The organism is Lysinibacillus agricola (genome assembly GCF_016638705.1).
Classification (GTDB): domain Bacteria; phylum Bacillota; class Bacilli; order Bacillales_A; family Planococcaceae; genus Lysinibacillus; species Lysinibacillus agricola.
In genome coordinates this window covers 4,819,209-4,832,131 of record NZ_CP067341.1, presented here as the reverse complement: position 1 = coordinate 4,832,131, position 12,923 = coordinate 4,819,209, and the positions used below count along the sequence as shown (strand labels likewise).

The 12,923-nt window shown below is 38.0% G+C and carries 12 protein-coding genes; 11 read left to right on the top strand and 1 reads right to left on the bottom strand.

Annotated elements, in window-relative coordinates; genetic code table 11:
* Genes FJQ98_RS24125 through FJQ98_RS24115 form a run of 3 tightly spaced genes read left to right on the top strand, consistent with a single transcriptional unit; the run spans window position 1 to window position 1,817 of the window.
* Window positions 1-1,320 carry an ABC transporter permease gene (locus FJQ98_RS24125; RefSeq protein WP_053593948.1) on the top strand — a complete coding sequence of 440 codons (1,320 nt, stop codon included), beginning with the start codon at window positions 1-3 and terminating at the stop codon, window positions 1,318-1,320.
* Window positions 1,321-1,359: 39 nt separating this feature from the next.
* Window positions 1,360-1,545, top strand: a complete 186-nt coding sequence (locus tag FJQ98_RS24120) for a hypothetical protein (RefSeq protein ID WP_143114673.1) — start codon at window positions 1,360-1,362, stop codon at window positions 1,543-1,545.
* Window positions 1,542-1,817, top strand: coding sequence for a hypothetical protein (locus FJQ98_RS24115; protein WP_201406572.1), 276 nt, complete (start codon window positions 1,542-1,544; stop codon window positions 1,815-1,817). Before FJQ98_RS24120 ends, FJQ98_RS24115 begins: the two co-directional genes overlap by 4 nt.
* A 14-nt stretch (window positions 1,818-1,831) precedes the next feature.
* Here FJQ98_RS24115 and FJQ98_RS24110 read toward each other — a convergent pair whose 3' ends face one another.
* Window positions 1,832-2,992: a class I SAM-dependent methyltransferase gene (locus FJQ98_RS24110; protein WP_053593950.1), complete on the bottom strand. Its 1,161-nt coding sequence runs from the start codon at window positions 2,990-2,992 to the stop codon at window positions 1,832-1,834.
* A gap of 179 nt (window positions 2,993-3,171) precedes the next feature.
* On the opposite strand from FJQ98_RS24110, the gene putP reads away from it, so the two are divergent.
* From putP to FJQ98_RS24070, 8 genes are all read left to right on the top strand, one after another.
* The gene (gene putP, locus FJQ98_RS24105) at window positions 3,172-4,659 is read left to right on the top strand and encodes a sodium/proline symporter PutP (protein WP_053593951.1); all 1,488 of its coding nucleotides are present in this window, start codon (window positions 3,172-3,174) and stop codon (window positions 4,657-4,659) included.
* 145 nt (window positions 4,660-4,804) lie between these two features.
* Window positions 4,805-6,091 (top strand): GTPase HflX, encoded by a 1,287-nt coding sequence (hflX, locus tag FJQ98_RS24100; protein WP_053593952.1) that lies wholly within the window; start codon window positions 4,805-4,807, stop codon window positions 6,089-6,091.
* 409 nt (window positions 6,092-6,500) lie between these two features.
* The gene (locus tag FJQ98_RS24095) at window positions 6,501-7,988 is read left to right on the top strand and encodes a peptide MFS transporter (RefSeq protein WP_201406571.1); all 1,488 of its coding nucleotides are present in this window, start codon (window positions 6,501-6,503) and stop codon (window positions 7,986-7,988) included.
* Between the two features lie 388 nt (window positions 7,989-8,376).
* Window positions 8,377-9,522 carry a M20 peptidase aminoacylase family protein gene (locus tag FJQ98_RS24090; protein ID WP_053593954.1) on the top strand — a complete coding sequence of 382 codons (1,146 nt, stop codon included), beginning with the start codon at window positions 8,377-8,379 and terminating at the stop codon, window positions 9,520-9,522.
* Complete coding sequence (locus FJQ98_RS24085) at window positions 9,522-10,346, top strand: GNAT family N-acetyltransferase (protein WP_053593955.1); 825 nt, start codon at window positions 9,522-9,524, stop codon at window positions 10,344-10,346. Before FJQ98_RS24090 ends, FJQ98_RS24085 begins: the two co-directional genes overlap by 1 nt.
* A 22-nt stretch (window positions 10,347-10,368) precedes the next feature.
* Window positions 10,369-11,475: an o-succinylbenzoate synthase gene (gene menC, locus FJQ98_RS24080; RefSeq protein ID WP_053593956.1), complete on the top strand. Its 1,107-nt coding sequence runs from the start codon at window positions 10,369-10,371 to the stop codon at window positions 11,473-11,475.
* Window positions 11,476-11,537: 62 nt separating this feature from the next.
* A complete protein-coding gene (locus FJQ98_RS24075) occupies window positions 11,538-11,783 on the top strand; it encodes a hypothetical protein (protein ID WP_201406570.1) in 246 nt (81 codons plus the stop codon).
* Window positions 11,784-11,819: 36 nt separating this feature from the next.
* Window positions 11,820-12,872 carry a YkvI family membrane protein gene (locus FJQ98_RS24070; RefSeq protein WP_053593958.1) on the top strand — a complete coding sequence of 351 codons (1,053 nt, stop codon included), beginning with the start codon at window positions 11,820-11,822 and terminating at the stop codon, window positions 12,870-12,872.
* Window positions 12,873-12,923: the final 51 nt, after the last annotated feature.

The window sequence follows — 12,923 nt, the reverse complement described above, 5'->3', positions numbered from 1 at the left end:
ATGTTATTTAAAGATCAATTAGATTTTGTGACACAGCATATAAAGAAAAATAAATTACGTGTGTTTATGACAGTACTTGCGGCAACAATGGGTTGTGCATTTTTGATTGTCCTCGCATCGGTTGGATTTGGGCTTCAAGATTCCTTACGCAATGAAATATTATCGGATGAAAAAGTTACGAAAATTCAAGTTTTTGGCAATGAACAATTTACAGATGATCAAATACATGAAATAAAAGGTTTAGAGCATGTGGAAACAGTACTCGAAACAATTACTGTCAATGCACACACACATTCATTTTTTGAGGGACGTGATACAAACTCTGAATTATTCGTTGCGAATATGCAGGATTTTGAGCAAGTAAATGGCAAGCTTGCAGAAGGAAAGTACCCAACAAAGCCAAACGAAATCATTGTAGGTTATCATTTTGCTCAAACATTAATAAATGATGCAGAGCGCAATATTATTGACGAAAAAAATAAAAAAGCTGAAGCAGAAGGCACGCATTATGATGGAAGTGAAGAAGGCTATAAGGAATCATTAATTGGCAAAGAAATCGAATTGTCATTGGTACCTCACACTGATACGGCAGAAGAGACAGAGAAAATGAACTATACGATTGTCGGCGTTATGAAAAAGCCTTCTTATGATTGGATGGTCAATAATGCGGTTTATATGGATACAGAGCAAAAGCCAGTGATAGCTACAAATTTAGCAGCAACAGGTGATGTTAAAGAGGATGAAATGTTTTATTCGGAGTTTAATATTTTTGCGGATAGCATGGAAAATGTAAAGCCAATATTAGACAAGCTGAAAGACAAAGGCTATAGCGTTTATTCAGTTACTGAACAATTGGATCAAATGAATGTATTTTTCCTAGTATTAAAAATCGGTTTAATATTTGTAGGAACAATTGCTGTATTAATCGCATCAATTGGCATTTTCAATACAATGACAATGGCAGTTACAGAGCGTACTCGTGAAATCGGTGTTTTAAAGGCAATCGGAGCAAGTCCAAAGCTTATTCAACGATTATTCTTAATGGAAAGCACATTCATCGGTATTGTTGGTACTTTGATAGCCGTAGCAATTTCATATGTTCTTAGCTTTGCGGCAAATGCTGCATTACCTTTAATTCTAGAAGCAGCAACAGGTGAAGACGCTTTTAGTAGAAATGAAATTACGTTTTCTCTTATTCCTTGGCAGCTTGTTATTATTGCATCAGCGATTAGTATTGGTGTAGCGATGATCTCAGGCTATCGTCCAGCACGTAAGGCTACAAAAATTGACGTTATTCAAGCATTACGACAAGAACTATAATTGAAAGGGCGGTCCAGAAGTTTTGGGCCGCCCTTTAATTTGATTGCGCAAATTCAGAAATACCCGCGGAAGGAGGGCGAATACCCGTGCATCTCGGTGAAATACCCGCGGAAGGAAGGCGAATACCCGCGCTTTACGATGAAATACCCGCGGAAGGAAGGCAAATACCCGCGCTTCTCGGTGAAATACCCGCGGAAGGAGGGAAAATACCGCGCTTCTCGGTGAAATACCCGCGGAAGGAAGGAGAATACCCGCGCTTTACGATGAAATACCCGCGAAAGGAAGGCAAATACCCGCGCTTCTCGGTGAAATACCCGCGGAAGGAAGGAGAATACCCGCGCTTCTCGGTGAAATACCCGCGGAAGGAAGGAGAATACCCGCGCTTCTCGGTGAAATACCCGCGGAAGGAAGGAGAATACCCGCGCATCCCGATGAAATACCCGCGGAAGGAGGGAAAATACCCGTGCATCCCGATGAAACACCCACGTTTCAACTAAAAATACAACGAATTTTATAAATAAGCTTGTAATTCATTCGCTAAAAACGGCTTGGCATTTAGCAACTTTAAAAAGGCATCATAGTGAGCGCGCTGGTCGGAACTTGGCTTTTTACCTGTATGATACGCTCTTATTAAGATGTTTTTTGGTGTATTTTCCATATCTATAAACTCTAGCAATTGTGCCTCATAGCCAACAAGTGATAAAATTTCTGCTCGAATTGCATCCGTTGCGAGCGCTGCAAAACGTTCACGTACAAGGCCGTGCTGAAGCATGATATCGAGTGCTGGTGTATTAAGTTGGCGATTTAGCTCATGCTGGCAACAAGGGACACTTAAAATAACGCTTGCTCCCCATTTCACAGCGCGGGCTAATGCCATATCTGTGGCAACATCACATGCGTGAAGCGTCACCACCATGTCCACAGCAGACTCATCATTATAATCATTAATATCTCCTACTAGAAACTCGAGCTGCTCATAGCCTAAATCCTCTGCAATTCTTGAGCATTCTTCAATGACTTCCTTCTTTAAATCTAAGCCAGTGACATGAATATCTAAGCCTTTTTCAATTTTTAAATAATGGTATAGGGCGAATGTTAAATAGGATTTGCCTGAACCGAAATCTAAAATACGAACCTGACGATCCTTTGGCAAATAAGCTAATGCATCATCAATGAATTCGATGAAACGGTTAATTTGTTTAAATTTATCGTATTTTTGTTGTTTTATTTTTCCCTCTTCTGTTTGCACCCCAAGACGAATTAAAAATGGATATGGTTTATCATCTGCAAGTAAATAGTTTTTCTTGCGATTATGTGCTAAATTTACTTGCTTTGGAGCTGAGGATTTATCAGATTTCCATAGTACTTTGTTCTTTTTTGATAGTTGTACTTGTACTTTTTCATCTATAAAATCAACATGCGCTTGACGGTAATCGTTAAAAAATGTATCTAGCCTTGCGGGGAAATCTTCTAATAAAACGTTGTCGTGTTTTAAAATGCGTTCAAATTGGTATTCAATTTGTATATGGTAAGCATCCTTAAGTATTAAAGGTTTTAATTTGATGCGTTTTACTTCGTTTGATTTCATACGTGGTTGACTGATTGTGGCCGTAATAAGTTGCTGTTGTAAAATTCGCTCCATAAGCTGAGTTCTCATTTCTTCAAATGTCATACATTTCGCCTTCTTTATCGTGTAATAGATGGCACTAGTTTAACACACTTTATGAAGTACAATGCTACTATATATTTCAGAATTGGTTCTTTTAATAATTATAGGATAATTTGTATATTTGTGGTATTTTTATTATAGAAGTTCTTTAATAAAGACAACGATGAAATAGGAGGAGAAATATGTCTGTAAACACGTATCAATTACTTGCGATTATTATTTATATGGTCGCCATGCTAGGAATCGGTTGGTATGCATTTGTTAAAACATCGAATTTAACGGATTACATGCTTGGAGGGCGTTCGCTAGGCCCTGCTGTCACGGCGCTGAGCGCAGGTGCAGCAGATATGTCTGGCTGGCTCTTAATGGGTTTACCAGGTGCAATTTATCTATCTGGGCTAGTTGAGGCTTGGATTGCCATTGGTTTAACGATTGGCGCTTATTTGAATTGGCTACTTGTGGCACCAAGACTGCGTGTATATACACAAGTTACTAATGACTCAATTACAATTCCAAGTTATTTGGATAATCGTTTACGTGACAACACAAAGCTAATAAGAATCGCGTCGGGTATTATTATTTTAATCTTTTTTACATTTTATGTTTCTTCAGGGATGGTTGCAGGGGGCAAATTTTTTGATAGCTCATTTGGCTATGATTACCATACAGGTTTATTAATTGTATCAGGTGTAGTTGTGGCGTACACATTATTTGGAGGATTTTTAGCGGTTAGTTATACAGACTTTTTACAGGGTCTTATTATGTTTTTAGCACTTATTACTGTACCGTTATTCGGATTGTATTTAACAGGTGGACTTGGAGATACAATAGCATCCATTAAAGCTGTAAATCCTGAACATCTAAACTTATTACCTTCAACTGTAACAGTAGGAGTAATTATTTCATCACTTGCGTGGGGATTAGGTTATTTTGGACAACCACATATTATTGTGCGCTTTATGGCTATTAGCTCAGTAAAAGAAACGAAGCAGGCTCGCCGTATAGGTATTGGATGGATGGTGTTAAGTCTATTCGGTGCGATTGGAACGGCTTTGGTAGGTGTGGCTTATTTTGAGCAAAATGCAGGTGAGTTAAAGGACGCTGAGACAGTATTTATTGTACTTGGCCAAATCTTATTCCATCCATTTATTGCAGGTATAATGCTAGCTGCCATTTTAGCCGCAGTAATGAGTACAATTTCATCGCAATTAATTGTTACTTCGTCAGCGCTTGTAGAAGATATTTACAAAGCATTATTTAATAAAACAGCAGATGATAAGCATTATGTCTTTATTGGCCGTGTCGCTGTTTTAGTTGTAGCTATTGTCGCAGCGATTTTAGCATGGAATCCAGACAGTTCTATTTTAGGTTTAGTGAGTTTTGCTTGGGCTGGCTTCGGTGCAGCTTTCGGTCCAGTAATATTGCTGTCACTATACTGGAGGAAATTAACGAATTACGGAGCTCTCAGTGGGATGGTGACAGGCGCTGCAACTGCCTTCATTTGGGGGAAAATGAAAGTCTTATCTGACGCATTATATGAGATTGTTCCAGGCTTCTTAGTGTGCTTAATCGTTGCGGTTGTTGTCAGCATTGTGACATATAAACCGAATAAAGATATTGAAGATGAATTCAATCGCACTGAAGTATTGCTAAAAGAAGAACGTAAGTAAATGATTGAATGAAATGCGCCTTTTGCTAGAGGGCGCATTTTTTACGAATATAGATGTTTTATAAATACCACGAATTAGGGCATTATATGGTAAGATGGAGAAAATTTGTCGTAGTAGCACCAAGGCATTGGTGGGAGGTTTGTGGATGGATAGAATTAAGGAAGTAGATGTATTGTTGGAAAAAGCTATTCTAGTTGGCGTAAATTTACGAAATGGTGAGCATTTTGATTATTCAATGGAGGAGCTTGAAAATTTAGCAGAAGCTTTAAATGTAGAAGTAGTCGGCATTGTCACGCAAAATTTAGAGCGCATTACGCCATCGCATTATGTTGGTACTGGTAAAATAGAAGAGATAAAAAATTTTTATGATGAAGCACAAGCAAATTTAGTGATTTTTAATGATGAATTATCACCTTCACAAATCCGTAATTTAGAGCGTGATTTAGAGACGAAGGTCATTGATAGAACGATGTTGATTTTAGATATTTTTGGGCGTCGTGCCAAAACACGTGAAGCGCAGATGCAAGTTGAATTAGCGCAATTGCAATATATGCTACCTCGTTTAGTTGGCTTGCATGCATCTCTTAGCCGTCAAGGTGGTGGCACTGGTGGAGGATTTAAAAACCGTGGTGCTGGTGAGACAAAGCTAGAGTTAGACCGACGTAAAATTGAGGATCAGATTGCGAAAATAAAGAAAGAGCTAGAGGTTGTAAAGGAACAACGAGAGACACAGCGTAAGCAACGACGCAAAAATGCGATTCCTGTCGTTTCCATTGTTGGCTATACGAATGCTGGTAAGTCAACCATTATGAATCAGCTACTTACGAAGATAGGACAAGAAGATCATAAACAAGTGTTTGAGAAAGATATGCTCTTTGCCACACTTGAAACATCTGTCCGTCAAATAGAATTGCCTGATAAAAAGACATTCTTATTAACAGATACAGTTGGTTTCGTCAGCAAATTACCACATCATTTAGTGAAGGCGTTTCGTTCAACATTGGAAGAGGCTCGAGATGCCGACTTATTACTACATGTTGTAGATGTTTCAAATTCTGAGCATGGCTTTATGATGGAAGTAACGAATGAAACGCTTAAAGCGGTTGGTGTTGAAGGAATTCCAACAATTTATGTGTATAATAAAGCTGATATAGCAAGCGTTCCATACCCTGTTATCAGCGGTGATAATATTTGGATTTCAGCAAAGGAAGGGACTGGATTAGAGGAATTATTGCAAATGATACGTCAGCATATTTTCTCTGATTATGTAACATGTAAAATGCTCATTCCGTATGAACAGGGAAATATCGTATCTTATTTAAATGAACATGCTGCTGTCTATGAAACAGTATATGAAGAAAATGGTACACTGTTAACACTAGAGATAAAAGAAGCGGATTATACAAAATTCCAGAAATATGTAATTAAATAATTACTCTCACATTAAGTATGCTAAAAGCACTTCACTTTTAGCATGCTTTTTTTGTTAAAAAGCATAGTCGAGAAAGCAGATTCATAGCGCTGTGAATGAAATTTTAGATAATCCTAGCTTATTTGTAAAAAAAGTAAATACTCAGAGTATAAAGTATTTTAGAATAATTTTATATTGATTTGTAATTTAGTAGATGTCAAAGAGTTAGAAAACTTAGTAATATCAACAGGTTTGTTATAATTTCATAAAAATCAATCTGAATATAGAGAAAAGTGATAAATTTTCAACATTTTTTAAAACTCTTGAAAAACTCTTGAAAACGCTTTAGTATGATGAAACAAAGTTTTTTATCCTTATTAATGGGTAATAATATTTTTATTGAATAATGAAATTGGGAGAGGATATTTTTATGTCTACTAAAGATGAAATTGTAAAATCCGTCCCTCAAAAATGTTTTGTCGGACACCCAAAAGGGCTCTTTACATTATTTTTCACAGAATTTTGGGAACGTTTCTCATACTACGGTATGCGAGCAATTCTGATTTTCTTTATGTATTATGAATTGAATGAAGGCGGTCTAGGTCTAGATCGTGGGACAGCGAACTCCATTATGGCCATCTACGGCTCACTCGTTTATATGTCGGGGATAATTGGTGGCTGGATTGCCGATCGACTGTTAGGCACACGTAGAACTATTTTTTATGGTGGCGTGTTAATAATGATTGGTCATTTACTGCTAGCATTACCTGGTGGTGTGAGCATGTTATTTACTTCAATGGCCTTTATTGTCATCGGGACTGGCTTACTAAAACCGAACGTTTCAAGCATTGTCGGAGATATTTATGCTGAAACTGATAGTCGTCGTGATTCAGGTTTTTCAATTTTCTATATGGGTATTAATATGGGGGCATTCATTGCGCCATTTATTGTCGGAACAATTGGACAAGATTATAGCTTCCACCTTGGCTTCGGTTTAGCAGGAGTAGGAATGTTAATTGGTCTAATTGTTTATAAATTAACAGAGAAAAAATATTTAGGTATAGCAGGTTTACAAGTAAACAATCCATTAAAGCCTGAAGAGCGGAAAAAAGTCTTTACACAATTTGGAGTAGCAGCCTTAATTTTAGTCATAGTAGGTGCTATCGGCATTAAAACCGGTGTATTGACAATGAATATGTTTAGCTTAATCATTACAGCTTTAGGGATTATTATTCCAACAGTGTTCTTTATTTACATGTATCGCAGTGAAAAAACAACAAAAGATGAGAAGTCTCGTCTACTTGCATATATTCCATTGTTTTTATCAGCAGTTATGTTTTGGGCAATCCAAGAGCAAGGTGCTACTATCTTAGCTACGTATGCTGATTCACGTACACAGTTGAGTATTGGTAGCTTCCAACTTAAATCTTCATGGTTCCAATCATTAAACCCATTATTTGTCATTACTATGGCGCCATTATTTGCAATGTTATGGTTAAAATGGGGAGATAAGCAACCAACTACACCACGTAAATTTGCTTATGCATTATTCTTTGCAGGATTATCATTCTTAGTTATGATGCTACCAGCATATTTATCAGATGGAGAAGCTTTAGTAAGTCCATGGTGGTTAGTATTATCATTCTTTTTAGTTGTGGTTGGGGAGTTATTATTATCGCCAGTCGGTCTGTCAGCTACAACGAAATTGGCGCCAAAGGCTTTTGCTGCACAAACGATGTCACTTTGGTTTTTAACAAGTGCAGCAGCGCAAGCAATCAACGCACAACTCGTAAAGGTTTATGAAGTTGTAAGTGAATTCACATACTTCGGCTTCTTAGGCTCATTATCAATTGTTTTAGGGATTATAATATTAGTACTTTCGCCAATCATTTCAAAAGCTATGCGAGGTATTAACTAATAAAAGGATGTAAGTGCAGTTATTTAAATAACTGTACTTGCATCTTTTTTTGTATTAATTAGTGTTTGAATTAACAAAACGAGGAGGTGGGCAACTATTCGTCAGAAAGTTGAAAGCTTCACATTGTGCCCGTAGAAACAAAAGTGACGGATAGAACGTCATAAAGCATTCAAACATATATAATGAAGAACCACTTTTATAATGCTAAGGGACTAATCAACGTTTCTTTCCCACGTTATGGAGATGAGCTATTTATTGACAGTCTAAAAGTGGTGAGTTTTATCATGTGTTTAATTTGCTGAATGCGGGTATAAGTTTCTGTGTAGAAAAGATCTTATTTTCGTTATAATAATCTTAATAGTTTGAAAAATGAGGGGGTGGTTTTGCTATGAAGGAAGCTTTGAATCGTTTGAGGCCAAGATTAATGGAGATTTTCACGTATTTACACGCGAATCCTGAAATAAGCTGGCATGAGGTAGAAACAACAAATTATATTTTTGATTTACTAACACGTGAAGGTTTTTCACCAATACGCTTTAAAAACAGTACAGGGCTTTATGTTGATGTGGGAAGTGGTAATCCGAAAGTCGGCTTGCGTACGGACATTGATGCATTATGGCAGGAGGTAGATGGTGAATTTCGTGCGAATCACTCCTGTGGCCATGACGGACATATGACGATGGCAATCGGTGCTCTATTACTCTTGAAAGAGCTTGCTCAATCATTCAACGGTACAATTCGTGTGATTTTTCAACCAGCTGAAGAAAAAGGAACAGGCGCTTTATCCGTTTTAAAAGAAGGAATCGTTGATGATTTAGAATTCTTATTCGGTGTCCATGTAAGACCTGTCCATGAGCTTGAAGACGGTACATATTGTGCCGCGTTGTATCATGGAGCCTCCCGATTGCTTGAGGGGGAAATCATTGGAGAAGATGCTCATGCTGCAAGACCGCATCTAGGCGTGAATGCCATTGAGGTAGGGGCAACTATTATCGAAGATTTAAGAACGATTCATACAGATCCAATGGTTCCTGTATCAATTAAGATGACAAAATTCCAGGCAGGAGGAGAATCCGGCAATATTATTCCCGGAAATGCATCGTTCACCATTGATATACGAGCTCAACAAAATGATGTAATGGATGCACTTGCACAGGGAGTAAAAAGGGTAATTGATTCTTCTAGGATCTTGCATAAAGTGCAGATTGAATTACGTACAGTAGCAAATATAGTAGCTGCTGAGGTAGACTCAACTGCTCAATATATTATGGAGCAGGCGATCGTCAAAGCAACAGGGTTGTCGAATTTAAGAAAGCCAGTACGTACACCTGGAGGAGAGGATTTTCATCACTATGCTGTTCAGCGCCCGCATTTAAAGTCTACGATGTTAGGTTTAGGCTGTGGGTTAACGCCGGGACTACATCATCCGAAGATGAGATTTAAACAGGCAAGGCTCGTAACTGGTGTTGAAATCCTTACAAGAGCGGTATTGTTAGCATTGGAGTCGGGGAATACAAAGGAGGAATCAGCATAATGTTAGATAGAGTGCGTATTCAAAAAATAATGACACCTACAGAGATTGCAGAAGTACAAATCTTGAACGCAAAAATTTGGGGAAGTCAGGCTATTCCCTCGCATCAATTGTTAGCAGCTGTACAAAATGGTGGATTAGTGCTTGGAGCCTATTTGGCTGAAAAGCTGATTGGCTTTAATTATTGTTTTGTTGGATACCGTGAAGGGATAATCTATTTGCACTCACACATGATTGGTGTGGAGAAAACATATCGTGAACAAGGTGTAGGTGAATTATTAAAGCATGCCCAACAGGAATATGCAAAAGAACATGGGTTTCAGCTTGTGCGTTGGTTATTTGATCCGCTAGAGGCACATATGGCTAATTTATCATTTTTGAAGCTCAATGCTTTTAGTTATCATTATGAAAATGATTATTATGGTCCGCTCCGGGATGATTTTAACGATGGGTTACCTTCAGATCGAATTGCTGTAGAATGGTGGATTGAACGTGATCAAGTGGAGGACTCCCTAAATGAATTAGAAGAAGAAGCTGAGGGAATTGTGCCGTGGTCTTTGACGGTGGATGGCTTACCAGTGCTCGATATTGATGGTGAATTTCAGAGAGAGCAATTATATTATAAAGACGCCTATTTATTACCTATTCCTCAATTTTTACAAAAGATGAAAGTAGAGAGTCCTAAGCTTGCAGAGGACTGGCGTTATAAAATCCGTACTATTTTAACGACATTATTTGAACAAAATTATGCAATTGTTCGACTGAAAAAGGACAATGAATATGTGCATAGCTACCTATTAGTCAGACGCTCCTTATTAGCTTTATAATAAGAATAAGGAGTGAAATTTTGTGAAACTAGAACAGATTACAGTTAGACATATAAAAATGCCCATGAAAGCACCATTTACAACGAGTTTCGGTACAATTGATGAAAAAGAGTTTTTACTTATAGAGGCGAGAGATCAATCAGGAACTGTAGGATGGGGAGAGGCTGTTGCCTTTGTAGCACCTTGGTATACAGAGGAGACATTAAAAACAACATGGCATATGCTTGAAGATTTTTTGATACCCATCTTGTTACATAAAGAGATTGGGCATCCAGATGAGGTAAGTGCTTTGTTTTCCTCTATTCGTCGTAATTGTATGGCGAAGGCCTCTATTGAAGGGGCTGTATGGGATATTTATGCTCAGCAAACAAAACAATCACTTGCTCAAGCGTTAGGCGGGGATAAGGAGCGAATAGAGGTAGGCGTAAGCGTAGGGATTCAATCTTCTACAGAAGCATTAATAGATTTATTAAAAGCTCATGTAATTAAAGGCTATAAACGAGTAAAAGTGAAAATTAAGCCAGACCACGATGTAGAAGTTATTCGTGCCATTCGAGCTGAAATGCCAGATCTGCCATTGATGGTAGATGCTAATTCTGCGTATACATTGAACGATATGGATGTATTGCAGCAACTGGATGTATTTAATCTATTAATGATTGAGCAGCCATTAGCAGTAGATGATATTGTTGATCATGCTAAGCTACAGCGAAAATTAAAAACGTCTATTTGTTTAGATGAGAGTATCACCTCCTATGAAGATGCTCGAAAAGCGATAGAGCTTGGTAGCTGTGGTGTTATTAATATCAAAATAGGGCGCGTAGGCGGATTAACGGAAGCCCGGAGAATTCATGATTTATGTAAAGAAAATAATATTCCCGTTTGGTGTGGCGGTATGTTAGAGGCAGGAATCGGACGAGCGCATAATATTGCATTAACATCACTCACTAATTTTGTATTGCCTGGGGATACTGCAGGCTCTAGTCATTATTGGTATGAGGATATCATTACACCTGAAGTAATTGTAGAGGATGGTTATATTCGTGTGCCACAAACGGCTGGAATTGGATATACGCCTAATAGGAAGGTAATTGATGAATTAACAATTAGCAAGAAGGTCTATCAATAATAGGTTCAAAAGTTGTGGATGACTTTTGGTAAAACGTCTACTATGTAAATAAGTTGATTGGAGTGGAGGCTGGGCGCCCCCAGGAAGCTTTGCTCTGTGCGAAAGCGAAGCGGCAGCAATTGTTTTATCTGTGCGAAAGCGAAGCGACAGCAACAATGTTTTATCTGTGCGAAAGCGAAGCGACAGCAACAATGTTTTATCTGTGCGAAAGCGAAGCGACAGCAACAATGTTTTATCTGTGCGAAAGCGAAGCGACAGCAACAACAAAGCGCCCAGTCGGAACGGAAATCAACCACACGTTTTGGTGATGATCCCAATAATAGGATAAACAGGGAGAGAACTGATTGAAAAAAAGTTTACAAATCGGTGGTGCCTATGTAGGAATTATCGTCGGTGCGGGATTTGCATCAGGACAGGAAATCGTACTATATTTTACGAGCTACGGCTTTCATGGAATTTATGGTGCACTTATCGCTACATTTGGATTTGCCTTAGTAGGAATGTGCATTGCTCAAATTAGCTCAAGGTTGCGTACGACATCGCACAAGGATTTAATTTATCAAATTTCAGGTAATGCTGTAGGTTTGGTGATGGATTATTTACTGTCGCTCTTCTTATTTGGTGTAGCGGTAATTATGTTTGCAGGAGCAGGTGCTACTTTTCAGCAAATGTTTGGACTACCAGTTTGGCTAGGAAGTATTTGTATGATTGTACTTACGATAGCGACAGTTATGATGAATGTGAAAAGCATCATAAACATTATTGCTATTGCCACACCCTATCTACTAACAATTGTATCAATAATAGCTGTCTATTCATTAGCTACGATGGATTTAACCTTTGTAGAACAAGCTGTTATCGCACAACAAGCACAAGTAAGTTCTAAAAGCTGGTGGGTTACGGCATTACTGTATATGTCTTTTAATATAGGTGTGTGTTTTTCGCTTTTAACTGTTATGTGTGGATCTATCCGCAATGAAAAAGTTGCAGGGATGGGAGGCATTATTGGCGGGATTTTGCTAGGAGCTTTAATTCTACTTATTAACCTTTCCCTTCTTGCAAAAATGAATGTCATCGTTGGTATTGATATACCGATGCTAGCCTTAGCAAATGAAATTCATCCTCTAGTCGGTCTACTAATGTCCATTTCCCTATTAGGGATGATTTATAATACAGCGGTGGGAATGTTCTATTCATTCTTGGTAAGATTTTTAAAACCTAGTAAGCCTAGTTTTAAAGTAGCTGCCGTTTTTATCGGAGGTTTGAGCTTTCTAGCAAGTCTTGCTGGTTTTACAACACTTGTAGCAAAGTTATATGCTGTAATGGGGTATGTCGGTTTTATATTGGTAGTTTTAATTATTTTTGCGTGGTTAAGAGGAATTCGACGAATAGCATAATTGATAAGGTGATTGAGGGATAATTGGTGTTCTATTCTCAATCATCTTTTT

Coding starts and splice junctions, on each gene's coding strand:
- FJQ98_RS24125 (WP_053593948.1), top strand. CDS start 1: ATGTTATTTAAAGATCAATTAGATTTTGTGACACAGCATATAAAGAAA.
- FJQ98_RS24110 (WP_053593950.1), bottom strand. CDS start 2,992: ATGACATTTGAAGAAATGAGAACTCAGCTTATGGAGCGAATTTTACAA.
- putP (WP_053593951.1), top strand. CDS start 3,172: ATGTCTGTAAACACGTATCAATTACTTGCGATTATTATTTATATGGTC.
- hflX (WP_053593952.1), top strand. CDS start 4,805: ATGGATAGAATTAAGGAAGTAGATGTATTGTTGGAAAAAGCTATTCTA.
- FJQ98_RS24095 (WP_201406571.1), top strand. CDS start 6,501: ATGTCTACTAAAGATGAAATTGTAAAATCCGTCCCTCAAAAATGTTTT.
- FJQ98_RS24090 (WP_053593954.1), top strand. CDS start 8,377: ATGAAGGAAGCTTTGAATCGTTTGAGGCCAAGATTAATGGAGATTTTC.
- FJQ98_RS24085 (WP_053593955.1), top strand. CDS start 9,522: ATGTTAGATAGAGTGCGTATTCAAAAAATAATGACACCTACAGAGATT.